Annotated in this window: 32 protein-coding genes and 1 pseudogene; 13 read left to right on the top strand and 20 right to left on the bottom strand. The window is 36.0% G+C overall.

The genetic code is table 11. The annotated features are described in order from the left end of the window. Window positions 1-79: 79 nt before the first annotated feature. The gene (locus ACVWXS_RS23755; protein ID WP_456960409.1) at window positions 80-250 is read right to left on the bottom strand and encodes a hypothetical protein; all 171 of its coding nucleotides are present in this window, start codon (window positions 248-250) and stop codon (window positions 80-82) included. A 196-nt stretch (window positions 251-446) separates the two neighbouring features. On the opposite strand from ACVWXS_RS23755, the pseudogene ACVWXS_RS23750 reads away from it, so the two are divergent. Next, window positions 447-515 (top strand): annotated as a pseudogene (locus ACVWXS_RS23750) (LuxR C-terminal-related transcriptional regulator); the annotation flags it as partial. 9 nt (window positions 516-524) lie between these two features. Here the strand turns inward: ACVWXS_RS23750 and ACVWXS_RS23745 are convergent. Then, complete coding sequence (locus ACVWXS_RS23745) at window positions 525-728, bottom strand: RNA-binding S4 domain-containing protein (protein ID WP_456960408.1); 204 nt, start codon at window positions 726-728, stop codon at window positions 525-527. Window positions 729-1,013: 285 nt separating this feature from the next. Between ACVWXS_RS23745 and ACVWXS_RS23740 the strand changes: the two genes are divergently transcribed. Next, window positions 1,014-1,232 (top strand): hypothetical protein, encoded by a 219-nt coding sequence (locus ACVWXS_RS23740; protein ID WP_456960407.1) that lies wholly within the window; start codon window positions 1,014-1,016, stop codon window positions 1,230-1,232. Between the two features lie 264 nt (window positions 1,233-1,496). On the opposite strand, the gene ACVWXS_RS23735 is transcribed toward ACVWXS_RS23740, so the two are convergent. After that, a complete protein-coding gene (locus tag ACVWXS_RS23735; protein WP_402984578.1) occupies window positions 1,497-1,931 on the bottom strand; it encodes a hypothetical protein in 435 nt (144 codons plus the stop codon). Window positions 1,932-2,050: 119 nt separating this feature from the next. Here ACVWXS_RS23735 and ACVWXS_RS23730 point away from each other — a divergent pair, with 119 nt between their 5' ends. Both ACVWXS_RS23730 and ACVWXS_RS23725 read left to right on the top strand, forming a co-directional pair. Beyond that, complete coding sequence (locus tag ACVWXS_RS23730; protein WP_402984575.1) at window positions 2,051-2,230, top strand: hypothetical protein; 180 nt, start codon at window positions 2,051-2,053, stop codon at window positions 2,228-2,230. Window positions 2,231-2,436: 206 nt separating this feature from the next. Beyond that, window positions 2,437-2,550 (top strand): LuxR C-terminal-related transcriptional regulator, encoded by a 114-nt coding sequence (locus tag ACVWXS_RS23725; protein ID WP_456960406.1) that lies wholly within the window; start codon window positions 2,437-2,439, stop codon window positions 2,548-2,550. Window positions 2,551-2,665: 115 nt separating this feature from the next. Here the strand turns inward: ACVWXS_RS23725 and ACVWXS_RS23720 are convergent, their stop codons facing one another. The 4 genes from ACVWXS_RS23720 to ACVWXS_RS23705 all read right to left on the bottom strand — a co-directional run bounded on the left by ACVWXS_RS23720 (window position 2,666) and on the right by ACVWXS_RS23705 (window position 5,812). Then, window positions 2,666-2,836 carry a hypothetical protein gene (locus tag ACVWXS_RS23720; protein ID WP_456960405.1) on the bottom strand — a complete coding sequence of 57 codons (171 nt, stop codon included), beginning with the start codon at window positions 2,834-2,836 and terminating at the stop codon, window positions 2,666-2,668. Window positions 2,837-2,875: 39 nt separating this feature from the next. Continuing rightward, window positions 2,876-3,337 carry a tRNA (N6-threonylcarbamoyladenosine(37)-N6)-methyltransferase TrmO gene (gene tsaA / locus ACVWXS_RS23715; RefSeq protein WP_456960404.1) on the bottom strand — a complete coding sequence of 154 codons (462 nt, stop codon included), beginning with the start codon at window positions 3,335-3,337 and terminating at the stop codon, window positions 2,876-2,878. A 230-nt stretch (window positions 3,338-3,567) separates the two neighbouring features. Beyond that, window positions 3,568-4,773: an MFS transporter gene (locus tag ACVWXS_RS23710; protein ID WP_456960403.1), complete on the bottom strand. Its 1,206-nt coding sequence runs from the start codon at window positions 4,771-4,773 to the stop codon at window positions 3,568-3,570. Next, window positions 4,757-5,812: an ArsR/SmtB family transcription factor gene (locus tag ACVWXS_RS23705; protein ID WP_456960402.1), complete on the bottom strand. Its 1,056-nt coding sequence runs from the start codon at window positions 5,810-5,812 to the stop codon at window positions 4,757-4,759. The genes ACVWXS_RS23710 and ACVWXS_RS23705 overlap by 17 nt, the downstream gene beginning before the upstream one ends. Window positions 5,813-6,010: 198 nt before the next feature. Between ACVWXS_RS23705 and ACVWXS_RS23700 the strand changes: the two genes are divergently transcribed. After that, window positions 6,011-7,015 (top strand): nucleoid-associated protein, encoded by a 1,005-nt coding sequence (locus tag ACVWXS_RS23700; RefSeq protein WP_456960401.1) that lies wholly within the window; start codon window positions 6,011-6,013, stop codon window positions 7,013-7,015. Between the two features lie 49 nt (window positions 7,016-7,064). On the opposite strand, the gene ACVWXS_RS23695 is transcribed toward ACVWXS_RS23700, so the two are convergent. The 4 genes from ACVWXS_RS23695 to ACVWXS_RS23680 all read right to left on the bottom strand — a co-directional run bounded on the left by ACVWXS_RS23695 (window position 7,065) and on the right by ACVWXS_RS23680 (window position 10,211). Further along, complete coding sequence (locus ACVWXS_RS23695) at window positions 7,065-7,568, bottom strand: DinB family protein (RefSeq protein WP_456960400.1); 504 nt, start codon at window positions 7,566-7,568, stop codon at window positions 7,065-7,067. Between the two features lie 88 nt (window positions 7,569-7,656). Next, window positions 7,657-8,199 carry a TlpA family protein disulfide reductase gene (locus ACVWXS_RS23690; protein ID WP_456960399.1) on the bottom strand — a complete coding sequence of 181 codons (543 nt, stop codon included), beginning with the start codon at window positions 8,197-8,199 and terminating at the stop codon, window positions 7,657-7,659. Between the two features lie 515 nt (window positions 8,200-8,714). Then, window positions 8,715-9,215 (bottom strand): NUDIX hydrolase, encoded by a 501-nt coding sequence (locus ACVWXS_RS23685; protein WP_456960398.1) that lies wholly within the window; start codon window positions 9,213-9,215, stop codon window positions 8,715-8,717. Between the two features lie 72 nt (window positions 9,216-9,287). Next, window positions 9,288-10,211 (bottom strand): substrate-binding domain-containing protein, encoded by a 924-nt coding sequence (locus tag ACVWXS_RS23680; protein WP_456960397.1) that lies wholly within the window; start codon window positions 10,209-10,211, stop codon window positions 9,288-9,290. Between the two features lie 162 nt (window positions 10,212-10,373). Between ACVWXS_RS23680 and modA the strand changes: the two genes are divergently transcribed. Then, window positions 10,374-11,162, top strand: a complete 789-nt coding sequence (gene modA / locus ACVWXS_RS23675; RefSeq protein ID WP_423473745.1) for a molybdate ABC transporter substrate-binding protein — start codon at window positions 10,374-10,376, stop codon at window positions 11,160-11,162. Between the two features lie 3 nt (window positions 11,163-11,165). Further along, entirely contained in the window at window positions 11,166-11,822 is a 657-nt protein-coding gene (gene modB / locus ACVWXS_RS23670; RefSeq protein ID WP_368635984.1) for a molybdate ABC transporter permease subunit, read from the top strand. A gap of 92 nt (window positions 11,823-11,914) precedes the next feature. On the opposite strand, the gene ACVWXS_RS23665 is transcribed toward modB, so the two are convergent. From ACVWXS_RS23665 to ACVWXS_RS23640, 6 genes are all read right to left on the bottom strand, one after another. Continuing rightward, window positions 11,915-12,220, bottom strand: coding sequence for a hypothetical protein (locus tag ACVWXS_RS23665; RefSeq protein WP_423473747.1), 306 nt, complete (start codon window positions 12,218-12,220; stop codon window positions 11,915-11,917). Between the two features lie 223 nt (window positions 12,221-12,443). Continuing rightward, on the bottom strand, window positions 12,444-12,677 hold the full coding sequence (moaD, locus tag ACVWXS_RS23660; RefSeq protein WP_368635742.1) for a molybdopterin converting factor subunit 1: 234 nt from the start codon (window positions 12,675-12,677) through the stop codon (window positions 12,444-12,446). Next, window positions 12,670-13,149: a molybdenum cofactor biosynthesis protein MoaE gene (locus ACVWXS_RS23655; protein WP_456960396.1), complete on the bottom strand. Its 480-nt coding sequence runs from the start codon at window positions 13,147-13,149 to the stop codon at window positions 12,670-12,672. Before ACVWXS_RS23655 ends, moaD begins: the two co-directional genes overlap by 8 nt. Further along, window positions 13,146-13,670 (bottom strand): molybdopterin-guanine dinucleotide biosynthesis protein B, encoded by a 525-nt coding sequence (mobB, locus tag ACVWXS_RS23650; RefSeq protein ID WP_456960395.1) that lies wholly within the window; start codon window positions 13,668-13,670, stop codon window positions 13,146-13,148. Before mobB ends, ACVWXS_RS23655 begins: the two co-directional genes overlap by 4 nt. Then, window positions 13,631-14,923, bottom strand: coding sequence for a molybdopterin molybdotransferase MoeA (locus ACVWXS_RS23645; RefSeq protein WP_456960394.1), 1,293 nt, complete (start codon window positions 14,921-14,923; stop codon window positions 13,631-13,633). The genes mobB and ACVWXS_RS23645 overlap by 40 nt, the downstream gene beginning before the upstream one ends. A gap of 13 nt (window positions 14,924-14,936) precedes the next feature. Further along, window positions 14,937-15,953, bottom strand: a complete 1,017-nt coding sequence (locus tag ACVWXS_RS23640; RefSeq protein WP_456960393.1) for a thiazole biosynthesis adenylyltransferase ThiF — start codon at window positions 15,951-15,953, stop codon at window positions 14,937-14,939. Window positions 15,954-16,159: 206 nt separating this feature from the next. On the opposite strand from ACVWXS_RS23640, the gene ACVWXS_RS23635 reads away from it, so the two are divergent. Genes ACVWXS_RS23635 through moaC form a run of 3 tightly spaced genes read left to right on the top strand, consistent with a single transcriptional unit; the run spans window position 16,160 to window position 17,716 of the window. Next, on the top strand, window positions 16,160-16,654 hold the full coding sequence (locus ACVWXS_RS23635; protein ID WP_368635737.1) for a MogA/MoaB family molybdenum cofactor biosynthesis protein: 495 nt from the start codon (window positions 16,160-16,162) through the stop codon (window positions 16,652-16,654). After that, a complete protein-coding gene (mobA, locus tag ACVWXS_RS23630; RefSeq protein WP_068983819.1) occupies window positions 16,651-17,241 on the top strand; it encodes a molybdenum cofactor guanylyltransferase in 591 nt (196 codons plus the stop codon). Before ACVWXS_RS23635 ends, mobA begins: the two co-directional genes overlap by 4 nt. Then, on the top strand, window positions 17,234-17,716 hold the full coding sequence (moaC, locus tag ACVWXS_RS23625; RefSeq protein WP_456960392.1) for a cyclic pyranopterin monophosphate synthase MoaC: 483 nt from the start codon (window positions 17,234-17,236) through the stop codon (window positions 17,714-17,716). Before mobA ends, moaC begins: the two co-directional genes overlap by 8 nt. 82 nt (window positions 17,717-17,798) lie before the next feature. Here moaC and moaA read toward each other — a convergent pair whose 3' ends face one another. From moaA to ACVWXS_RS23610, 3 genes are all read right to left on the bottom strand, one after another. Next, window positions 17,799-18,815 (bottom strand): GTP 3',8-cyclase MoaA, encoded by a 1,017-nt coding sequence (gene moaA, locus ACVWXS_RS23620; protein ID WP_423473776.1) that lies wholly within the window; start codon window positions 18,813-18,815, stop codon window positions 17,799-17,801. Between the two features lie 283 nt (window positions 18,816-19,098). Then, window positions 19,099-19,899, bottom strand: coding sequence for a formate dehydrogenase accessory sulfurtransferase FdhD (gene fdhD / locus ACVWXS_RS23615; protein ID WP_456960391.1), 801 nt, complete (start codon window positions 19,897-19,899; stop codon window positions 19,099-19,101). 12 nt (window positions 19,900-19,911) lie between these two features. Then, window positions 19,912-20,259, bottom strand: a complete 348-nt coding sequence (locus ACVWXS_RS23610) for a DUF2294 domain-containing protein (protein WP_456960390.1) — start codon at window positions 20,257-20,259, stop codon at window positions 19,912-19,914. Window positions 20,260-20,874: 615 nt separating this feature from the next. Between ACVWXS_RS23610 and fdhF the strand changes: the two genes are divergently transcribed. Genes fdhF through ACVWXS_RS23595 form a run of 3 tightly spaced genes read left to right on the top strand, consistent with a single transcriptional unit; the run spans window position 20,875 to window position 25,353 of the window. Next, a complete protein-coding gene (gene fdhF / locus ACVWXS_RS23605; protein WP_368635733.1) occupies window positions 20,875-23,811 on the top strand; it encodes a formate dehydrogenase subunit alpha in 2,937 nt (978 codons plus the stop codon). Between the two features lie 4 nt (window positions 23,812-23,815). After that, window positions 23,816-24,292, top strand: coding sequence for a DUF1641 domain-containing protein (locus ACVWXS_RS23600; RefSeq protein WP_456960389.1), 477 nt, complete (start codon window positions 23,816-23,818; stop codon window positions 24,290-24,292). A gap of 14 nt (window positions 24,293-24,306) precedes the next feature. Further along, window positions 24,307-25,353: an Mrp/NBP35 family ATP-binding protein gene (locus tag ACVWXS_RS23595; protein WP_456960388.1), complete on the top strand. Its 1,047-nt coding sequence runs from the start codon at window positions 24,307-24,309 to the stop codon at window positions 25,351-25,353. Window positions 25,354-25,450: the final 97 nt, after the last annotated feature.

Raw genomic sequence — 25,450 nt, 5'->3', positions numbered from 1 at the left:
TCATATCGTTTGAAGAACCACCTAGCTCCAGAAGGTGAGTAATTTTATACACAATTAAGTGAGCGTTTTTGTACATAGATTAGTTGACATTTGTAGACGCCTCCCCTACTATGCTTTCAAACTCTAATATTTCACCTTTAGCCTTTGTTTTTTCCAGCACCTCTAAATATTCTTCTTTTCGATTGATGAGTCGTTCCTGCTGCAATTTTTGGTATGAATTAAGAAAATCATAACTAGCTGCTTTTTCCATTAACTCACCTCATAAAGTATGTTTTATTTTCACTATTATAATGTTGGTATTTTTTTCTGACAATTATATTTTTAATTTTTGATTATTACGTACCAATTGCATGAAGGCTAAAAGGTATATATTATTAGCTCAACATTCATATATATCTAAACTTCTTAGACATATTCCCTATGTAGGATAAAAAGAAGTTTCTCTTAGTAAACGTGAGTTAGAGGTTATTGTGAAGGTTGCTAATGGAGACAGTACGAAGGAAATTGCACTTTGATTAAATGGCTTAAAGTGACGTATGAAAGCTTAAAATATTTTGTTTATCATATACGACCGCGGCAACTTCTCCATTTACATATACATCATTTCCGTGTAAAAACCACTTGGCCATGCCACCAGAGCTAATAGCATCGGTCATTTTTAAAAGCTGCCCTAATGTGACAAACTCTACATCAATTTTTGGATGATATTTATGCAAAGTTTTATACATGCTGTAGCCGGCAAGACAGCGCTAAAATGCTGTCAAACCAACGATGTATAAAATACTGTATACACAATAAATTGTTTTGTAATAGAAAAGGAAGTAATACCAAGGGTTTACCCTTTGTCGTTACTGCCTAATTCAGTTGTTATGTAAAGTCAAAATGTATGGGCATGAATCAAACTTTTTTAAACTTTTTTTAAAAAGAGGTTGTCAAATCGAATCAAACTTTTTCTTTATAGAGTGTTAGTGCTAACAAAACAAAATCAACTATATAACTGGAGGAATTTAATTATGGCAAGTAAATATTCACGTTATGAGTACAATAAGACTACTTCTATTTCTCGTGGAAATATTGGCGACATGATTCGAGCTCAAGAGGCATTCATCGATTTTTGGAACGGTAAGGTTTCATCAGCAGGAACAAAAACTAAATTAGCTGGAATTGCTTCTTCTATTTTAGAAAAAGTTTTAATAAGACAGTTTATTCAGCTATTCCAGCTCTTCTTGTAACTGCATTAGCAGATGCGAATGAATGGGAGAAAAATGAAGTCCTAGCAGTAGCAAAAAAAGGACTGGAACAACTAAATAAGCTATCACTAATTTTCGTTGAGAACAAAACTTATGTTTCTATTGAATTTAGCGTTAACTATTTGGCATTCAAAAACCTTGCGACAGGGAACACTGACTTCACTATTATTCAAGGTAATATTATTCCTAAAAAAATTATTACAGACAGTGGCGGTACAATTCCTATGTAAAAAAGAAAAGCACCCTTTAGTGGGTGCTTTTTACTATTTCAAGGAATTTTTCGAATGCCTGTTTATTTTGTATTTCATAAGTTTTGTTATTAAAGTTTACTAGTCCGTTTTCATTGATATCAATATTATGCAAAGCGTTGTTGTGATAAATAATCATAGCGAATCGGAATTCTGTGTAATCTGTGTAATAAAATTTAGAGCTAGTTCGTTTTATTTCTAGTTTTTTTAGTGAATTTATGAAAGTTGGAAATACAGTACTATCTTTTTTGATAGTTTTAACGTTGAGCTCTGTATCTATGAAACGAATATCATGGGTTTCCTCTGCTAAAGAATCAGAATCTGTATCGAAAAAATCTTGTACAAGATTTTTTGTTTTGTATTCATTAAAAAAATATAGTGAGACCATTGCTATTAAAAAGAAAGCCATAATAAAACTTATTTTTTTCTTCATTTAAAATAACCCCTTATTATTAAAATTTTAACCTTTTTAGGGCTTTTAGTCAAAATTAGGTTGATAAAGGTCTACTTTTTTCCCCTTTATATAGTAAAAAGGAGAAAGGAGAGGATATGATGGGAGAAGAATATCAATTTTTAATGGGTTTAATTAGCAATACAGGTTTTCCGATTGTCGCTTTTTTATTAATCTTTTGGAAGTTTGATAAATCACTAGGCTTGCTTGCTGAAGCTGTAAATAATAACACAAACGCAGTTCAGTTATTGTTGCAAAAAGAAAATCATGAAAATAAGTAATTGGTTGTTATTAATTAAACGTTGTTGAGATTGTATTTAAGCCAACCTCTAATTTGTTACTCAAATGGCTCTCGGCTTACTTTAATAATACCGTTGTATATAAGGATATAAATCAATTTTCCAGTACTCTATGTACTTTCGTGCCAGAATAACCCCCTTGGGTTGCCAGTACTTCTTCTAATTGCTGTAGGCGCTCTTCAAATATTATGGATTTAAGCGAATCAACGATCAATCAATATGTGAAATCTTCCATTAAAAAACTAAAAGCTAAAAACCGTTCCCATGCTATTAGCTTACTTTATCAGCAAGGCATTTTATAAAAAAATGAAGGGGATTTTCACATCCCCTTCGTTTTTTTATAGAAAGTTACTTTTCAATCACTCTATTTTATAATTTGTATTTTGTTCTTTTCGCTTTTATCGACCATCCAGTGACCTATTCGTCCACATCCGTAAAGCCTGCCCAAATGGGTACGCTTGAATTTTCTTCTGGGATAAAACGGTGAAAAACAGGTTCAGAAATGACTGCATATAATTCATCCAAATCAAATAAAGCATACGGGCGAATTACTAGTCTCTCAGTTTCAATACGTAGATATAAAAACATAATCATTACTCCTCAACTTTAAAAAGCGGGCTACGTATACTAATCCCAATAATTTATCATTAAATCCGTCGACCATTTTGGTTGTTTTATTTCACCTTTTGGTAAAAACTCTTTCATTACTGGTTTTATATCTATAATAGGTGTTCCATCAATAGCGTCTAAGCCTTTAACGATTAATGTTCTATCCTTCAATTCTAGTAATTCCACAACCGTTACACCTATTTTATTAGGCCTATTTTTACCTCTCTGTGCAAAAATACCGACTTCTGGATAGTCCTTATTATTTCTCGGATGTCTCGCTTCATATTGGATTTTCTCATCTGAAACTTTGTCAAAATAAAATATAATTTCTAAATGAGAAAAATCATCAATTCCTTTTAAAGAAGATTCTTGCATATCCTTTGTCAATTCAATAGTAGAAATAATGCCACCCCAATTGTCATCTTCAATCATCTTTCGACTATTGCTTACTGCAGCTATTGGTTTAATGTTATATTGCATATAATGACCCTCTTCTATTGTGGATTTCCTTTCGATACACCTTCCGTTTAATTCCAGTATACTCCAGCTACTAGCAATGTCAATTTACGACAATTAGCCTACAATCATCGGCTCCATAACACTTAAACAAAAAAACGTACACATTCTAACAGGCGTGTAGAAGGAAAATAATCAACACCTATTGAGACACTACAAACTAAACAAAGTATCATATAACAATCGAACGCCAATTATTCACTTTCAAGTATGTTATTTATTGTCTTGAAGAAAAACAGAGAAAATAATCCTGGGAGAACAATTGCTAAACCAACAATTCCATAGGCTTGTCTTGTACTTAAATCAAAAAAGGAAGTCGAAGCAAATACTATTCCTATTGGCATTGTCACTCGAAGAAAAAGTAATCGAACAGCACTTAGTTGAGCTAATCGTTCTTTAGGAGCCTGCGATTGAAAAATTGCTGCACTCTGAGAGTTGAATAAAGGAAATAAAACCCCTCCTATTAATTCACACATCCACGCAGCTGGAATTGATTTAACAAAAAAGAGAGAAACAAATGAAAGACCTCCACCAATTAAACCTAAATGCATGGTGACATATGTCTTAGGTATCTTTTTAAGTAATAGCATCCCAATTACATATCCAATTGGAAAAGCCCCAGCAAATATCCCATACTCCCATGACTCTCCATTAAGGTCGCTTCGAATAAATGGAATACTTAACACGGTTGTAGCTCCTACAGCAAACTGAACTGTTGAGGAGAGAAATGTAAGTCGTAAAAGATACTTATATTTAAAAAACGTACGATATCCCTCTTTCATTTCCCCCCACCAAAGCTTCTTGGTCCAAACTGGTACTGTTTGTTTGCTTGATGAAGACATTTGACTGAGTGATATATAACTAATACCAAACATAATGCAGGAAAACATATAAATAAATTGCATTGGGATAGCTAATAACAGTAAAGAAGTTAATCCAGGAGCAAAGAAACTCATAAGTCGAATAGTTCCATCTAATAGCCCATTAGCTTCAGTTAAATCTTTTTTCTCACAAACCTCAGGTAAAAGCGAAAACGAGAGGCTAGCGTAAATTGGTTGCATTAATCCTAAAATAAATTGTAAAGCAATTAACCCTATAATTGTCCCAATGTTTTTATCAATTACAAAGCCTATTAAAGGAAGAAGATAGGCACTTGAACGAATCAACTGTATATTTCGAATCATTTTCCCCTTCTCAACATGATTCAAAAACGGTGCCGTGACACTTTGTAGAATCAAGGAAGGGATAAAATAAACTAGCCAAAGTATCCCCATCCATTCTTTCGATCCCGTTATTTCATAAAGTAACAATCCATTAGTAATCCCACCAGCTGCACTACCCAGTTCTGATACTATTTCCCCTATCCAAAGTGCTTTAAATGACTTAGAATACTTCTTCATCTTTAAGCCTTAGATATTGCGTGAGACGTGAAAATATTTTTTCTATTTCCATTGGATTTGCAGAATAAATCCCTTTATCAACTTTAATTAATCTCGCAGCCTTTAACAGAGATAGTTGATGATGGAGTGTCGTTTTATTCATATTGAACTGTGCACTCAACTCTTGCAATGAGGAAGGCCCTCTTAGTAGCTGATAGAGTAATTTCAAGCGCAATTCGTCTCCCAACGCTTTATAGCTACGAACTAAATCCTTTGGAGGGACCCCAAGCTCTTGTAGTAGTTCCTCTTTTAAAGGATAAAAGAAAAGTTTTGTATCACTTGTTCGTTTTTCTAAAATCCAAGGTCGATATGATACATGTGGTATAAGTTTGACAGTCCAAATTGAAGGCTCAAGTTGATATTTTACGCCACCTGTAATATGTTCAATCTCTTCCATTGGATTTGTCACATTTAATGACTGATATTGTTTCTCTTCAAAATCAAGTGCTTGCAACCACTTGTCCCATTTTTCGTGTTTACTTATCCAGCTATGCCATTCATTTAATACACTAGAAAATAGTTCACATAACTCTTGATACGAGTAGTGACAGAGATTTCGTATGTATTCTCCTAAATAGTCATGATCGTCGAAATGAACTGCATACTCTTCAAATAGATTAGGATTATTGTAACTAGCAGCAGTTTCCCTTCTCCTAAGTTCTGTTTCACGATTTTTATAAGGTAAAAGTATTTCATAGAAGCTTTCAATTGCTATATCGTAAAGTTGGTTTGAAAAATCTTGAATGGTTAAAGATGAAATCTCATTCTGTAGCATAATCAAGCCATACCAAAAATTAGTTTTCTCAATTAATTTTAACGATTCTACCAATGATTTTGGCATCGATTCTCGGGCATTTGTCCATTCTTCATCAAATTCAAACGTATGTCGAAGCTGGATATGTGTGTATCCAGCTATTCCAAGAATGACTTCCCATACAGGTGATGATTCAACTTGTAAAGAAATTTTTTCAGTAGGCTGTGGCGAATAAAGGTAATTCATGAAAATCCCCCCTTAATTTACGTTATTGTAATTCTAAAACATTCAAATTTAAAATTCAATATTTTTCGAACAATCAACAAACTCAGAAGTATTAAAAACGTTAGATTACTAATCTTTTGAACTAAAAAATATTATGAAATGTTGTGAGGGATGTGATATGGTATAGTATCTACAATGAATTTTTAGAAGGTGAAAAACATGCTAGAAGTAAGTGATAGTAAGTTAGCACAATATATTATACATTTTATTGGGGATACACTCGTGTTAGGCGAGGAGTCATTTTCGCAGCCAGAGGTTATGCTAGAGGCAGCTTTTACACAGCTAGCATTTAGTAAAATCGATTTAGAGCAGCAATACGAATTTTTTCATGAAACAGATATTGGATTAAATGAGGTATACACATATGTGAGGGCTATTTTTGATGAGGAGAATAATTTCCTTGAACAATCAAAAAACATTGCTACACACTTACATAGTGTATCTCAACATCCTAACATTAAAAGTGGCGAATTATTTATTGGATTATTTGACAATTGTTTTCTGTCTACAGAAGTTAAAAAGATAATCGCCATTGTTAAAATTGATGAAAAAGAAATGTTTTTAGATGTAAAAAGCGACCAAAACAAAATGGTGGTCAATGGCATTGACGGAATTAATGTCAAGAAGATCAATAATATGGCCATCATCGTAGATATGGGGACAGATGAGGCACCTACTGTCTTTATAAAAACAAAAAGAAAAGAAGATATTGTTTATTGGCAAGAACGATTTTTAAAGATTAAAGCAGCGGATGAACATTATTATAAAACGAATTTAGCGCTAACAGAATGTAAAAAATATATTTTAAAAGAAGAGAGCTTTACGAATACTGAAAAATTGGGGCTTTTGAACAAAACGCTTGATTATTTTAGAAATGAAGATGAATTCCAAGTAAATGATTATATTGAAACGGTATTTGAAAATGCAGAGCCAACACAAAAAGATATCATCATAAATTCGGTAAAACCTTATGAAACCGTTATTTCTGAGAGTGCACTTGAAAAGGCTGAAAAGAAATATAAACGTAAAATTAAACTCGATTCCAATATTGAAATTCAGGTGAACGTACAGGATATTGAGCAAGTGGATGAACTCATTGAAGTAGGCTACGATGAAGCGACAAATCGAAAGTTTTATAAAATTTATTTCCAGGAAGAACTATAATATATACTCAGAGGCTTCCCTAAGATTTATCGGAAAGCCTCTGTTATTTTTACATTTCCGGAGCTTCCATTCCAAAATTTCCCCATTCCTCTTTAGCTGGACCATAAATGCCTGGGACAGTTAATCCCGCCTGTCGCATAAGAACCGTCATTTGTCCTCGATGATGATTCTGATGTTGAATTAAAAACATTAAAAGTGTACCAATTTCCATTTCTTGACCGAAAAATTCAATGTGCTCTTGAAGAGTTTGATCAGTCCAATTGGTTTTTACTGCTTGCACAAACGCATTATTGACTTGAAAATAGCTATCTGCAATAAATTGTGCTGAAGTAGGAACAGGATAATCTTTAGTTGGGGCATCAAATGTTACACTTGTATTTGAAGTAATGATGCGAATTGCAGTAACAGTATGCCAAGCAATACGTCCTAAAGTCCAATTTTCAGACGTTATTTCCTGTTTTAGTGATTCATCAGTTAGATTATTCAATAATTTCTGTGTACAATTGGCTTCAAACTCCCAAGACTTAAAAAAATCATTTAAAGTCTGATACATAATAATCCCCCTTTTTCCTTGCGTAATTATTAATAATTTCACCTTAAAACAGAAAAGTGATTCCTTCTAAAGGAACTGCGTTTACAGATTAGTAGAGTTGATCAATATAATTATTTAATTCTTGTTGATTAATCTGTCCTTTTATTGTGTACTTTAATATACCTTTAGAATCAAATATAAATGTTGTTGGGTAAGCCAATACTTCAAATGATTTTTGAAGTGTATTATCTATATCAAGAAATATAGGGAAACTCAAATTGTATGACTCTTGGAACTTTATTACATTTTCACGACTATCATGTGAAGTAGCATTGATTGCTAACAGCTCAACATTTTCAGGTTTATTGTTATAAAAATCCCTTAAATCAGGAGCTTCTTCTTGACATGGCTCACACCAAGATGCCCAAAAGTTAACGATTAGGACCTTTCCATTGTATTCTTTCAGTGTTGTTGTTGATTCGTCTAATCTTGTTAACTTTGTATCGAAAACAAGCTGTTTTGTTCCATCCTCTTTTTCTACTATCGGATTAACTGTTTCTTCTTTTATGAATACATTTTTCAAAACAATTCCTACAAGTAATACGACTAACAAAGCTGAGAAATACAAACCTAAACGCTTTTTAGACTTCATATACGATCACCTAAGTCTCCCCTTGTGTATTTGTACCTTATGAGTATATCTATCATATATTATATGTTAAAATTTTACATCATATTTAGAAAAATAATAGCAGTAACAGATTAAAATTCACGCTTGCTAATAATAGAATCTATAAAAATGTTTAAATAAAGACACTCCTAAAATAAGAGTGTCCAAATTCGTCTATTATAATTTTTGTGGCAAGTGTTGTTTTAAATATCACATTCCTACCACCATTAGTTTTTGGCTGGTTTGGTCTGCCTGAGTTTAGATTAAACGACGCTGCCCCCTATTACCTTCTGTGTGCATTTTGAATTACAATATGCATACTTCAAGCTAGGCTGACAAAAACGAACTTTAATAGCAATGCTAAGCGATTAATTATCATTATAAATCCTGTAGATAAAGTCGAATGCAACTTTGCCTACAGGAATTTTTTTATATCGATTTTAATCGCTTCTATTTTACAGTATCCAAATACACGCTATCCTTCACATGTAAGATTATCATGGAGTTGTCTTTTTAAAACAGATTACTTTAAAATATTCAAGAGTTGGTACTATGTATTTAGAGTTATACATATTTTCAAGCTCGGACTTTGTTACCCATTTAATATCGCTCACTTCATCTTCTTGGAGTACTGTTTCTGGAATTTCAAAACTTTGATCAAAAAGCCATACATCGTAAAAATCATTGTACGCATCCCTACGTTCACTCTTTATCATTTTACCGTTTCCTCTAGATAAATTTATCCCGATTTCTTCTTTCACTTCTCTTATAACCCCATCGAGACTGCTTTCACCTGCTAAAATAGAGCCGCCTGGACATTCCCATAAGTTAGGATAAGATTTATCCTGATGTCTTTTCGTTAAAAGAATTTCACCCTTATTATTCCTTATCCATACATGTACAACTATATGATAGTCACCATCTGCTAACTTAGCCCCACGTACATGACTTTTATTTGTTTTATTTCTATTTTTATCGTAAACATCCCAAACCTCCATGAACGACCTCCTACAGCTCCATAATCATGAAAACATACTACCTTACACAAAGGGAATTGGAGTCATACTTCATTAAAGTGTTTCATAAATAATTTGTCCCATTTGAGTGACGTCATAATCACCTAGTGCGGCTACTTCTGATTGGAAATCTGGTGACGTTAAAATCTCTTTCACCGATTCAATCAGTTGTTGGTTTTCAGGTGTTTTTAATAGCACAATATCATAACGTTCTCTAATAAGTGGTATAAAATCAACCTCTATGAGTTTAGATATTTTTTCAATGCCTATGCCAATATCTGCATTCCCATTTGCCACAGCAGAAGCCACATCGATATGGCTCATTTCCTCTTCGTTATATCCTTCAATTGAGGATGGAGCTATGTGGTGAACTCGTAATTGTTCATCTAATAAAGTTCGAGCACCTGAGCCTTTTTCACGGTTAATCAATTTTAGTGATTTGGTCTTAAAATCATCGAATGATTGAATTTGCAATGGATTTCCTTTTGGAACATAAAAGCCTGCTCGGCGTGAAATTAGATTGATGAGAACATAGGCGTGACTCACAAAAATCTTTTTCAAATAAGTCGTATTATAATCCCCTGTATCACCGTCGTACAAATGTAAACTCGCAATATCACATTCTCCATTATACATCGCCATGACACCATTAAAGCTACCTTCATGGGAGCGTAATACTTTATTGGATTGTTTTTTCTCAATATATTTTCCTAATAAGTCTAATACTAAATCTTGTCCACTAATAATAATTTTTTTATTATTTGTTGTAAGGGTAGTCGGTACAGTAGACGAAGTAGGAGTGGCTCCCGTTTTGCTCTTTTGTATATATATTTGTAAATCTGTTCGGTCCACACGCATTTGTCGACCTACACGAAAAACAGGTAAATCTCCCTTTTTCACCAAATCATAGATCGTTAATTTGGAAACCTTTAATAATTGCGCAACCTCTTCAATCGTATAGGAATGTTCATGTGACATGTAAAAATCTCCTTCAATGCTTCTATTGATACCATAGTAACGTATTTATGCTTTTTTTAACATCTTGAAGGTTTCTAGCAATTAGGTATTTCTTTTTTAGACATAACTAATTATAATTAGTTATGTCTTGTTATAACGAGTTATATAAGGAGTATATTCAAAGTGAAAAAGTTTTATAGTTTATTAGCTTCATCGTTACTACTTGTTGGTATTTTAACAGGTTGTGGTAGTCAAGGTAGTAACAACAAAACAACAAACGAACCTGTTGAAATAACAATTTCCGCAGCGGCTAGTTTACAAGAGTCATTAGAAGAACTTCAAAAAACCTATGAAAAAGAACATGATAATATTAAAATCATCTATAACTTTGGTGGCTCTGGAGCATTACAGCAACAAATTGTAAAAGGTGCTCCTGTAGATCTTTTCTTTTCAGCAGCAGAAGATAAATTTGACGAACTAGTAAAAAACGGTTTAATCGACCAACAACAAGGAACGGACCTTTTAGCTAACGAATTAGTATTAATCGTTCCTAAGAAAAATGAAAAACACATTCAATCCTTTGAAGATTTAACGAAGGCTGATAAGATTGCCGTTGGTACACCAGAATCGGTTCCTGCTGGCAAGTACGGTGTAGAAACATTGACAAATATGAAACTTTGGGAAGATGTAGCATCAAAAGTTGTGTATACAAAAGACGTACGACAAGTACTTACTTATACTGAAACTGAAAATGTTGATGCAGGTATGGTATATAAAACAGATGCCCTTGTTTCAGATAAAGTGGATGTTGTTGCTACAGCACAAGGTGATACACATACACCTATTATTTATCCTGTAGGTGTTATCAAAGATAGTAAGCATGCTAAAGAAGCTGAAGATTTTTATAACTATTTACAAAGCGATACGGCGATGAAAGTATTTAAAAAATACGGCTTTCAAGGAGCTCATTAATTGATGAGTACCGATTTCTGGTCACCCCTTAAACTTTCTATTGAAATTGCATTTGTGTCAGGAATCATTGTTATAGTAGCAGGTATTCTATTTGGTAAATGGATGGCAAAACGCAAATTCAAAGGGAAATTATTTCTTGAAACGGTACTGCTTTTACCATTGGTATTACCTCCTACGGTAGTAGGCTTCCTACTGATTATTATTTTCGGCAAAAACAGCGTGTTAGGTAGCTTGATAACATGGCTTTTCAACCAACCCGTTATGTTCACATGGTGGGCGGCAGTTATCGCCTCTACTGTTGTTGCATTCCCTTTAATGTATCAATCGGCAAAAACTGGATTCGAAGCTGTTGATGAGGATATCGAGAACGCCGCACGTGTTGATGGTGCTAACGAATGGCAAGTCTTTTTCTTCATTTCAATTCCTCTTGCATTAAAAGCGATTGTGGCAGGTGGAATTTTAAGTTTTACACGAGCTTTAGGTGAATTTGGGGCAACCTTAATGTTTGCGGGAAACCTTCCAGGCAAAACGCAAACAACGCCACTTGCTATTTATATGGCGATTGAATCGGGTAACATGTCACTCGCTTGGTCATGGGTGATTTGTATGATAGGTATTTCCTTCCTTATGCTTCTGAGCGTCCATCTATTGAAAGCATAACAATACAACTGTATCTTTGTAGCAAAAGAGCATGTTTTGAAAAAGATCCAAAACATGCTCTTATTTAATGTGTCAGAACTAGTTGCACTATTTTAGGAATCTTTTTCATCTGTGAATATTTTAAGTGCGCCAAATGCGATTACTAAAGGAATTACCACTAACGTAAATCTAAGAAAATAAATATCAAAGATGAAACTAATGACAACGATGGGTAATCCAATCATAACGACCATTGAGGCAAATTTAGTATAACGGATCACTTCATTCGATAACTGGGGTTCTTCTTTGTACATCCATCTTTTCCCGAACAACAGACTTTCTTCAGGATAAAAATAAGACCAAATTACTAAACCATAAATGGGCATCATTGAAATAAAAAATAAAATCTTTTCAGCCATACTATCCCCCCTTGATCTTTTACCACTATTCTACTAACTTTTCATCCTATTTTCTTGTTTTAATAACCTGCTTCGTTAATTTCAAGTACAAAAATTTACCATCCACACAGTCGAATTCACATGAATATCCAACAAAAAAATTATCTTACCTCTAGGAAATCTCTAGAAGAAAGATAATTTTCATCAGACTATATTATCAATTATAAAGCTACATCTTTACTCTTTACCCACCACTAATTGGTGGAATAAAGGCGATTGTGTCACCTTTTTTTATAACCGTTGAATCGGTTGCAAATTCCTCATTTACTGCTGTCATAACATGTTGCAAAGAAATTTGTGGATATTGACTTTCCATCCATGCTTTAATTTGTCCAACTGTACGGTCTGACAACTCTACAGTTAATTTTGGCTCACCGATGATTTCTTGTAAGTGTGCAAACAATAATATGTTAATCACCAAAATCCTCCTCACTGATTGTTGGGGTTCCTTTTGGATAAGGTACATTTTCTAATTGATCGCCAATCCATTCGGTTCCATCTTCCCAATACTCTTTTTTCCAAATAGGCACAATTTGTTTAATACGATCAATAGCAAATTCATTTGCTGCATAGGCCATTTTACGATGCGGTGATGAAACCGCAATTACTACAGCAATATCCGAGATTTCTAAATGACCAACACGATGCGTAATGGCTATTTTCGCCTCTGGCCATCGCTCTTGTATTTCTTTAGAAATTTGTTCAAACATTTTAATGGCCATAGGTGGATAGGCTTGATATTCCAAATGTAATGTTTTCTTTTCTTTCGTCATTTCACGTACTGTTCCGATGAAAACAGTGATTGCACCAGCGTTTCGACTTGTTACTTTTTGTCTAACTTCCTCAACATCAATTGGTTTATCGATGATTTCAAACAACGATGTAGTCATGATTTTCTCCTCATTTCTCGCATAAGAACTTCTATATATTGTGCTTTTTCATGAATTGAAAAAGTTGGATAATCTAGTGGTTTATCCAGTGGATAGGTCGGCCAGTAAAGAACACAGACGATATTGCTTACTTTTTGTAGCAAGGATTGATCTTCCGCTTGTCGCAAAAGAACAACCTTCGGATAGTGTTCATTTTTATAGCCTTCAATTAAAATGATATCCATTTCAATTGACTCATAAATAGCTAGTATATCAGCAAGTTGCCAGTTACTTTGGTGAATACTCATGCGCAAAGTACCTTCTCCTTCAACTGCTGTTACACTTGCGCCAGCCTTTTCATGACGAGCACTGTCTTTCGAACTTTCTATCGTAGGGATACCACCATGTCCATGATGCTTGATTGTTCCTACACGCAAGCCTTCAGTCGTAGCTTGTGTAATGAGTTGTTCCATAACCGTTGTCTTCCCACTATTTTGATAGCCTACGATTTGTAGGATTTTTCGATGTTCTCCCAAGGCCACTCACTTCCTTGCAAATCTTCTAACAACAAGACAGCTACTTGCATGCCTTTTTCGTATCCACGTGATCCACCTGGTAATACAATAAAGGCATTGGCTTCCGCTAAAGACGAAACAGCACTAGATTTATCAAAACCAGAAGGAACTGCAACTAATTGACCTATTTCATAAGAAACACTAGCACGCACAAAACGGGTAAACGGATTCGGTTTTTTAAAGTCCGCACCTAAAATAGCCTGCTCTCTACGTAGATGTGGCTGCTTATGGCCAAATGCCTTTCGAATAATAGGTCGTGTAAATAGTTCAAAACCTACATAGCAAGCTGATGGATTACCTGAAAGTCCAAATAATAATTGACCATTTCGAGCAGCAACAGTTGTTACACTACCTGGTCGCATCGCTACTTTATTAAAAAGTACTTTTGCGTCAATGGCTTCATAAATGGCTGGTAAGTAATCATAATCACCTACTGATACTCCTCCTGTTGTAATCAATATGTCTACTTCTTGTAGCGCTTTCTCTACAACATCAATACATAAATTTATGTCATCACTAAATTTACCAAAATATTTAACAGTTGCCCCAGCACGTTCAATTTGGGCCATTATCATGTATGCATTACTATTACGAATTTTCCCTGGCTGTAAAGATTCACTCGGTTCTAGTAACTCGCTTCCTGTTGCAATGACACCTACGATTGGCTTTCGAAATACAGGTACTTGATCATAACCAAAAGTAGCAAGTAATGCGACAACACCTGGATTGATCAATTGTCCTTTTTCAATAAGGATTGCGCCTTTTTGAACGTCCTCTCCCTGATATGAAATATTTGTTCCTGTTGCATAAGAGCGTTTAATCGACATATACATTTGATTGTCTTCTTCAAATGTATGCGCTAATTCTAACATAACGACTGCATCGCATCCTTTTGGGATAGGTGCTCCTGTCATAATGCGGACCGCTTCTTTAGCACCTACTACTTCCTCAAATACATAGCCCGCGCCAATTTCTCCGACTACTTTAAAGGTTACTGGATTTTCTGAACTTGCCTCTTGACTATCGACCGAACGAATAGCATAACCATCGTAAGGTGAACGATCAAAAGCAGGTACATCTTGGTCTGCTGCAACGTCTTCTGCTAAAAAACGCCCATATGCTTGCTGTAGTGAAACAATCTCTATTTTTTCTTGGAATGCAAACTCCATAACACGTTGAACAGCTTCACCTACAGCAATTGGTTTTCTTTTCTCTAACATTTGGAACACTCCTTTATCCGAGTAAACGATAATAAATGGTTTTAGCCTTTTGTACATCTTGTATCCCATGAATAACAACACGTCCATCCTGGAAAATCACCAGTCGATAATCCTCCGCTTGGCAAGAAAGTAAATAGGGATTTTTTTGAATATCGCCATAGGGACGAATTTGGACAGCAAGCTGATCAAGATTATAGTGAATCGGTTTAGGTGGACGAATTTGAATGGCATCGCGACCACATAAAATATCTAATTTTGTTTGATTTTCGTAGGACAAATACGGATATGTGGGGTTGTTTCCACAAGATGGACAATCACTTTTACGTATTTTTTCCACTTTTATTTCATAGTGTTGATTTTGCCAAACATCAAAGGTTAAAAAGCTTTTTCGAACCGCTTCTTCATCCCCTACTAAAAGTTTGAAAACCTCAGCTACTTGATAAGCTGCTACTATTTGAACAGTCGGACTAATAATTCCAACTGTATCGCATGTCATTCCTGTATTAGGCATCGCCTCTAGCAAACAATGTAAACAAGGTGTTTTACCTGGCACAATCGTATAAGTAGCGCCATAACTACCAACACAAGAACCATAAACCCAAGGAATTTGATATTTTTGTGCAAGGTCGTTCATCATAAAACGAATATCAAAGTTATCTGTTGCATCTACCATGACATCTACATCTGTAAGTAGTGCTATTAATTGCTCTGAACTTGCATCCAGAATATATTCGTTGATTTCCACCTCTGAGTTTATACTTTGTAGTCGTTTTTTGGCAGCGATTACTTTAGGAACTTTTTCTTGCGCATCTTGTTCGGTATATAGTTGCTGTCTTTGTAAATTACTCCACTCTACATAATCACGATCAATAATCGTCAACTTTCCAACGCCTGCCCTCACTAGAGCCTCTGCGCTAGCACTGCCCAATGCACCAACACCTATGATTAGAACATGTTTTTGTTTTAGAAATTGCTGCCCTTTTTCTCCGATTGGGCTGAATAATTGTTGTCTAGAATATCTATTATGCATAAATGTTTTTGCCTTTCTATCTATGAATTTTAGTTTGACCTTTTAATTTATAGCTTTATAATAAGAAAAGCGCATTGAGCCCGTTTAGCCGCGACAAGCTTTTGGAGAGCCCGAAGCGACCTCGAGCGGCTGGCACGAATGCCTAGACACTATTTTAAATAGAAAAATTTTATACTTTCTTACTCTATAAAAGGAGGTCTTTACCCTTGCATCCTACACATCATCAACTTCCTATACGAGCTGCCATTTTAACTGTGAGTGACACACGCACAAAGGCAGATGATCGCGGTGGCCAGTGTATTCAATCGTTACTTCAAGAAGCTTCATTTGAATTAGTGGACTACCAAATATCAAAAGATGAACCACTTGACATCGCAAATCATGTAAAAAAATGGTGCGTTGATCACACCATCAATACGATTATCGTAACAGGTGGAACAGGATTTACTCCAAGAGACCAAACATACGACACCCTTCTCCCTCTTTTCGAAAAAGAGATGATGGGATTTGGTGAATTATTTCGAACATTAAGCTACGAAGAAATCGGTCCAAAAGCCATGTTTAGTCGTGCCACAGCAGGGAGTCGCGATAAAACGGCCATCTATTTGTTACCAGGTTCCACCAATGCCGTTACACTTGCCATGACAAAACTAATTCTTCCGACTGTGCAACATTTTGTCGGTGAGCTGAATCGTGTATGAAAATAGCTGGTGTTGTCTTAGCTGGTGGTCAATCTTCTCGATATGGTCAACCGAAAATGTTTGAGTTGTTTGCTGGCCAGCCATTATATAAGCACAGTCTCATAGCCTTACAAAAAAATCAACTACAGCCTTTAATTATTGCTACTAATGCTAGCTTGCAATCGAAGTTTGTAGAAGAAAAGGTCCAATGGATCATTGAAAAACAGCCTCATCAAGGACCTCTGTTTGCCCTGCAAAATATCATGACTAATTTTCCCGATGTCGAATGGTTTTTTGTCGTAGCTAGTGATATGCCTTTTATCCATGCAGATTTTATCCAAACCATGCTCACATTTATCGATGATCGTTATGATGCGATTGTTCCGAAACAAGATTCAAGATTACAACCTCTTGCTGCTTTATATCGACGCAGTGCTTTACCGATAGCAAATCAATTAGTGCAACAAAACAAGCGAAGTATGAAAGTCTTGTTAGAGCAACTTCAAGTATGTTATGTTCCATTTGAAGAAGAAAGCTCAACATTTATCAATATCAACTCTCAACAAGATTGGCATCAAACATTTGAAAGGAAGTCTAATAATGAGTAATTTTACACACTGGAACGAAGAAGGTCGTCCTAAAATGGTCGACATCTCTGATAAAACAAGCACCAATCGCACAGCCATTGCTCGTAGTACGATCACTTTATCCGATGAAGTCTATCAAGCCATCCAACAAGGAGGCATTAAAAAAGGCGACCCTACGCAAGTAGCGCAAATTGCCGGGATTATGGGTGCTAAAAAAACAGCTGATATTATCCCTATGTGTCATCCGATCATGTTACAAGGTACCGATTTCCAATTTGACTATACAAAGGCAGAGGTTGGCTACGAACTTCACATTCAAGCAACAGTAAAATGTAGTGGTAAAACAGGCGTCGAAATGGAAGCTCTAACTGCTGTATCTATTGCCGCACTGACTTTTTATGATATGTGTAAAGCCGTTGACAAATCTATGGTCATTAAAGACACATACCTTGTTGAAAAAACAGGCGGAAAAAGTGGCACCTTTGTGCATAAATAAACAGAAAAAATCCGGCATTATTGTGCCGATTTTTTTCTGTTTTTTTACATAGCCAATCCTAACTAATACCTCTCTATTGCGTCTAACCACCGATGTGTGACATTTCGATTTTTGAGTTTTTCCGTTTTTTCATTGTCTGTTCATTTCGTTCATCGGAATAGCGATCTTTTCTATTTTCCCAAACATTTGAAATGCATTGGGTGATCGCTTCATCGTCTGCTCCAGACCTTAACAACTCTCGTAGATTCGTACCCTCTGTTGCAAATAAACACGTATAAAGTTTTCCTTCTGCAGAAATACGAGCACGCGAACAATTTGAGCAGAAAGAATCTGTTACAGATGATATGACGCCGATTTCGCCCTTAGCATCTTGATATTGATAACGCGTCGCCACTTCCCCTTTATAATTAGGGTCAACAGGATGTAAAGGAGAAAACTGATGAACTTGGTCAATAATTTCTTTCTTCGATACAACCTCATCTAGTTGCCAACCATTCGAATTACCGACATCCATATATTCAATAAAACGAAGAATGTGCTGTTTCTCTTTAAAAAATTGTGCCATCGAAACAATATCCTGTTCATTTTTCCCTTTTTGAACAACCATATTGATCTTTACTTGTAAGCCTGCTTCTGCCGCTTTTTCTATACCTTCTAACACCGTTGTCACTTTTCCACGATGACCATTCATCTCGAAAAAACGTTCCTCATTTAATGAATCTAGACTTATAGATACTCGTGATAATCCTGCTTTTGCTAAATCATTTGCATATTTTTTCAATAAAGTACCATTGGTTGTTAAGGCAATCTCCTCTACTCCAACGATACGATGAATACGTTCAATTAATTTTGGCAGATCACGACGTAGTAAAGGCTCACCGCCAGTAATGCGTACTTTTCTCACACCTAAGGAAACGAAAATCTTTACTAATCGTTCGATTTCTTCAAAACTCAACACTTTATCGGACGGTAAGAAAGCATAATCTGGACCAAATACTTCTGCAGGCATGCAATATTGACAACGAAAATTACAACGGTCTGTCACGGATATCCTTAAATCTCTTAATGGTCTGTGTAGTTGATCTTGTAGACTAGTAATTGTAATCTCCTTCTTTCATTTTGATCAATTATGCCTCTGCATAATTGTGTCCAGAATCGACTTTGTGCTTAGGCCTGCACGAGGGCCGACACGATGTCGGTCATTTCGGTAATGCCACAGGACGTGGCGTTATTACCGATGCAGGTCAGTTAGCCGTTATCGCATGGATGCGATGGTTTTAGGCTAACATCCCCTAAGAACTCCTTTTCGATTCTGTGACATCCGCCGGAGGCATTAACTTCTTTCAGCGGATATTTGGACCTCCTGCTGAAAGAAGTTAGAGTCAATCTTTTGTAGGCAATTGAATACGCTCTTTGTGTGTATAAATGTTAAGTGTATTTTGACGAATAAAACCTACCGTTGTAATACCTAGTTGCTCTGCTAATTGCAATGCTAATTCTGTTGGAGCAGATTTAGATAATACTATTTCACAGCCAATCTTCGAGACTTTCAGTAAAATTTCAGATGAAATCCGTCCGCTAAATACGATAATTTTATCTTGCATGCTAATGTTGTTTCGTAGACAATGTCCATAAATTTTATCTAATGCATTATGGCGCCCAATATCCATTCGACTTAATACAATACCATTCACATCACAAAGCGCTGCATTATGAACACCACCCGTTTGTTTGAAAATCTCAGCCGAATCTTGCATATCGCGCATTAAACGAAAACAATCATCTGTTGTAATACGCACATGAATACCTTCCATTTTTTTAGAAACTAATGCATCATTAGCAAAAACAAAACCTTGACGACTCATGCCACAACAAGATGTAATGTATCGTTTATTTTGAATTTGTTGAAAGTAAGGATTCACATGCTTTGTTTTAACATGCACAAAACCTTCTTTTTCTTGGTGCCAAATTTCTTCAATATCTTCGTTATTGCGAATGATTCGTTCAGAAGCCAAATAGCCAATCACCATATCTTCTACATACTCTGGTGTGCAAACCATCGTCACAAATTCTTGCTGATTAATCTTAACTGTGACAGCGTATTCAGTGACAACGGTATCTTCCATTTCTTTGATTTGATGATCTTCAACACGTATAATTTCTCTTGCTACCGCTCTATCCATAAGGCATCCCCTTTATTCACTAATATTATCTTCAAAAACAAATACAGAAATAGCAAAATCCTCTTCAATTTTGATATCCGAAAATAAATGGAGTAACTTAGAGCCCATCAATTCTTCCATGCCATCTGGAGGACTTTTAGTATACAAATCTTGAATCATCCTTGTACGTGCAGCATGTACCATTGTTAACCCTTCAGGTGTTCTTGCAATAAATTTTTCAGTTGGTGTGATATTACCATATAAAGTTGAAACAGCCATGTTCTCGACGAAAACAGTATGAATACGCTCTGGTCCCTTTCCAAATATATCTTTGCGTAATTTTCGAATAATGTCGTTGAACTCATGTACTTTTTTTGACATTTTTAACGATTCTCCCAACGTAATTAAACTTTTTTCCTATGCTCACGGGGGTCACCCTTACAGATTGTTAATAATATAGCAACTTGAAAAAAAATTAAAGTGAAAATATTAGTTGATAATTATTATCAATTAATAAAATTTATTATAAATTTATTATAATTATTGTCCATTTTGACTGAAAGGGCTATAATAAGTGGTATTATAAATGGAGTTAAAGTATTTTGATTCTTATGTCATGGTTGCTACTAATAAAGTTGAACTATTCGCATGGAGGGTTTTAATATTTGCATTCTATTGTTATATTGAATAAAAAATAAAAGTAGATTGAGTTTTTAGCAAGGCCTGTTAAGAATTTTATCCACCATGACTAATCAGCATGTAATATACGTGCCGTTTCATGGTGGTTTTTTTTATTTTTTGAGCAATAACAACACTGACACCTCGTAATAAAGGATTCTTCATCTACTAAGGTGTAGAAATTTGATAAATCGGGAAATAGAAGTATAACAAGACACCTTTAACTAAAATAATCAACTCGAAATTCTATTCCCGTTTTATCCTAAGTATTAACCTGTTGTCATATAAGTCATCAAAGAACCAAAGGAGGAACCCACCTTGACTAAAATTAACATTAATGGCGTATCTTACGATGTAGCAGATGGAGCTACAATACTGGATACCATTAATCAACACGGAATCGACCATCCACAAATTTGTCATGTACCATCAGTTGATCCTATCGAAACTTGTGATACATGTATCGTTGAAGTGAACGGCCAATTAGTTCGTTCTTGTTCAACAAAAGCAGTAGCCGGCATGGATATCCAACTTACTTCTGAGAAAGCGAAAGCAGCACAAACAGAAGCCATGGACCGTCTACTAGAAAACCATTTACTGTATTGTACCGTTTGTGACAATAACAACGGGAATTGTACATTACACAACACTGCAGAATTAATGGAAATTGAACACCAAAAATATCCTTATCAACCAAAAGTGGAACCACATGAAGTGGATATGTCTCATCCATTCTATCGATATGATGCAAACCAATGTATTGCATGTGGACAATGTGTAGAAGTGTGTCAAAACCTACAAGTTAACGAAACGTTATCGCTAGATTGGGAAGCTGATAGACCAAAAGTAATTTGGGATGAAGGCGTAGCTATTAACGATTCTTCCTGTGTAGGTTGTGGTCAATGTGTTACCGTTTGTCCATGTAACGCCTTAATGGAAAAATCAATGCTTGGCGAAGCTGGTTTTATGACTGGGCTTAAACAAGATACGTTAGATCCGATGATTGATTTAATTAAGGAAGTTGAACCTGGCTATAGTGGTATCTTTGCGGTTTCTGAAGTCGAGGCTGCTATGCGTAGTAAACGTACGAAGAAAACAAAAACAGTTTGTACTTTCTGTGGAGTAGGTTGTTCGTTTGAAGTTTGGACAAAAGACCGCAAAATTTTAAAAGTGCAACCTTCTGACGGTCCTGTCAATGCTATTTCTACTTGTGTAAAAGGGAAATTCGGTTGGGACTTCATCAACTCTGAAGAACGAATTACAAAACCATTAATTCGTAAAAATGATGCATTTGTTGAATCTTCATGGGACGAAGCGCTTGACTTAATTGCTACTAAACTAGGTGGCATTCAAAAAGAACACGGTTCTGGTTCTGTCGGCTTTATTTCTTCTTCAAAAATTACAAACGAAGAAAACTACTTAATTCAAAAAATGGCGCGTCAATTATTCGAAACAAACGACGTTGATAACTGCTCACGCTATTGTCAATCTCCAGCTACAGATGGCCTACTACGCACAGTTGGTATAGGTGGCGACGCTGGAACGATCAAAGATATCGCAAAAGCTGGCCTTGTTATTATTGTTGGGGCAAACCCTGCAGAAGGTCACCCTGTTTTAGCTACTCGTGTAAAACGTGCCCATAAGTTACACGGTCAAAAATTAATTGTTGCCGACGTTCGTAAACATGAAATGGCTGAGCGTTCTGATATTTTCATGCGCCCAAAACAAGGAACAGACCAAGTATGGTTAATGGCCGTTACAAAATATATGATCGATCAAGGCTGGCATGATGAAGCCTTCATTAAAGAGAACGTGCACTTCTTTGATGATTTTAAAGATGTACTTGAAACATACACACTAGAATATGCAGAAAAAGAAACGGGCATTTCAAAAGAAACGTTGATAAATGTTGCTGAAATGATTCGTGATGCTGACGGTACATGTGTACTTTGGGGTATGGGTGTTACACAAAATACAGGTGGCTCCTATACATCAGCTGCAATTTCTAACCTACTTCTAGCTACTGGTAACTATCGTCGACCAGGTGCAGGTGCCTACCCTCTTCGTGGTCACAACAATGTTCAAGGTGCTTGTGATATGGGTACACTACCAAATCTATTACCAGGTAATCAAAAAGTAATAGACGACGAAGCACGTAAGAAATTTGAAGAAGCATATGGTGTGAAAATCAAACCTGAACCAGGTCGTACGAATATGGCAATGTTAGATGCGATCATGGAAGGTAAAATGAAAGCAATGTATTTAGTTGGGGAAGATATGGCACTTGTAGATTGCGATGCTAACCATGTAGATAAAGTACTTTCACAATTAGACTTCTTTGTTGTACAAGATTGCTTCCTTTCACGTACAGCACAATATGCGGATGTTATTTTACCAGCAGCACCTTCTCTTGAAAAAGAAGGTACGTTCACGAATACAGAGCGTCGTGTGCAACGACTATATCAAGTATTACCAACACTTGGTGAATCAAAAGCCGATTGGGAAATCCTTCAATTAGTAGCACGTCGCCTAGGTGCTGACTGGAATTACAGTCACCCAAGTGAAATCTTTGCTGAAATGGCTAGTCTTGCTCCATTCTTCTCGCAAGCGAACTATGATGTATTAGAAAATTGGGGTAGCTTCTGTTGGGGTAGCCATGATGGTAAAGACACACCTTTACTATATGAGGATGGCTTTAACTTCCCTGACAAAAAAGCTCGTTTTGCTTTAAACGATTGGATCAGACCGGTTGAATATGAAGCACAATATGATTGCCATATTAACAATGGCCGTATGCTTGAACACTTCCATGAAGGTAATATGACAAACAAATCAAAAGGTATTCAATCGAAAGTACCTGAAATTTTTGTTGAAGTATCACCAGAACTAGCAAAAGAACGCGGCATTGAAGATGGAGCTCTTCTTCGTTTAGTGTCTCCTCAAGGCGCATTAAAATTAAATGCCCTAGTAACAGACCGCGTACAAGGAAATGAACTATTCTTACCAATGAACTCTGTAAGCAAAGATTCAGCGATTAATTTCTTAACGGGTCCAGCTGCAGACATCAATACATCGACACCTGCTTATAAACAAACAAAAGTACGCGTAGAAGTATTGAAACAAAAAGGAAAATCGCCACTTCCTAGAACAAACCCACGTTATAAAAAACGCCATCCACAAAATGGGGTTGAAGTACAACGTAAATGGGATCGTCCTGGCTACGTTCACTTAACAACAACTAACGAAAGGAAGTGATTTCATGGCTGCGCCAATTACAACAATTAAAAAACAACAACTAACAGAAGAACAACTGAAGGAAGAAAAGTTAGACAATTTAAAACAACTTCTTTCTGAGAATGAAGAAATGGTCAATCAAGTCTTTTCGATCATGGCAGAATTAAATGATATTGGAGCACTTGAAGCAGCTACAAAGCTACTTGAAGCAAAAGAAGATGTTGCACATATTGCACTTGGTCAATTAACTCGCAAGCCCGTTACAAATCTCATCAACAACTTAATGGGTGCTGCTGGAGCATTAACTGAACTGAATCCAGAAACAACGACAAAGCTTATGGAGAGTTTAAACAGTGGCTTAGATGAAGCTAACAAAGCCGTTGAAGCTGATGAAAAAGTTAGTACCTTCAAGTTGTTAAAAATGTTAAAAGATCCTGATGTCAATCGTGCCATGAATTTTGGCGTTCACTTCTTAAAAGGGCTTGGCAAAGGTTTAAAATAAAGGTGGTTTCTTTTATGCTAACAAACGAGCACATTTTACAAACATTGAAGAAAATTGATGACCCAGAACTTCATAAAAGTATCGTTGACTTGAATATGGTAAGAAATATTCAAGTTGACGGTACGCATATCTCACTGGATCTTATCTTGACTATTCAAGGTTGTCCATTAAAAGCCAAAATTCAAGCAGATATTGAAGAAGCGTTAAAAGCGATTGGTGCATCAAAAGTATCCATCCAATTTGGTTCTATGACAGATGACGAACGTCGCAGTTTAACAGCTTCTTTAAAATCTCAAAATGTTACGGCTAAAGGTATGCCTACAATGCTTCTACCCGACTCTGGTGTCAAATTTATTGCCATTACTAGTGGTAAAGGTGGCGTCGGTAAATCTACTGTGACGATTAATTTAGCAGTAGCCCTTGCCCGCCTTGGTAAACGAGTAGGGATTTTAGATGCTGACATTTATGGCTTTAGTATTCCAGCTATGATGAAGATTCATCAAAAACCAACAATGCTTGACCAAACAGCTATTCCAGTGATGAGTGATGGTGTAAAGATCATGTCGATGGGCTTCTACACTAACGACAACCAACCTGTCATGTGGCGTGGGCCAATGCTCAACAAATGGATTCGCAATTTCCTTGTCAATACACATTGGGGTGATTTAGATTATCTCCTCATCGATTTACCACCTGGTACAGGAGATGTAGCCATTGATATGGCGGCAATGATTCCACAAGCACAGGAAATCATTGTAACAACTCCGCACCTTGCAGCTTCCCATGTTGCTTCTCGTGCAGGTCTGATGGCTCAACATACAAAACACACGATTCTCGGTGTTGTTGAAAACATGGCTTACTTTGAAAATGCAAATGGTGAAAAGAACTATTTATTCGGTCAAGGTGGCGCCGAAAAATTAGCAACTGAGCTTCAAACAAATATCATTGCTCAAATTCCTTTTGCGCAACCCGAGGAAAATACAGGTTCTTCCGTCTATGACGAGGACTCCATTATCAGTGAAGTATTTACCCACCTTGCAGAAGATATAACGTATCAATAAAACAATCGAGTAGGAGGGAGTGATTAGCTCCCGACCTCTCACACCACCGTATGTACGGATCCGTATACGGCGGTTCAATTAAGATGAATAACGCAAA

The organism is Lysinibacillus sp. TE18511, assembly GCF_054062295.1.
This window is presented reverse-complemented; position numbering and strand designations above follow the sequence as displayed.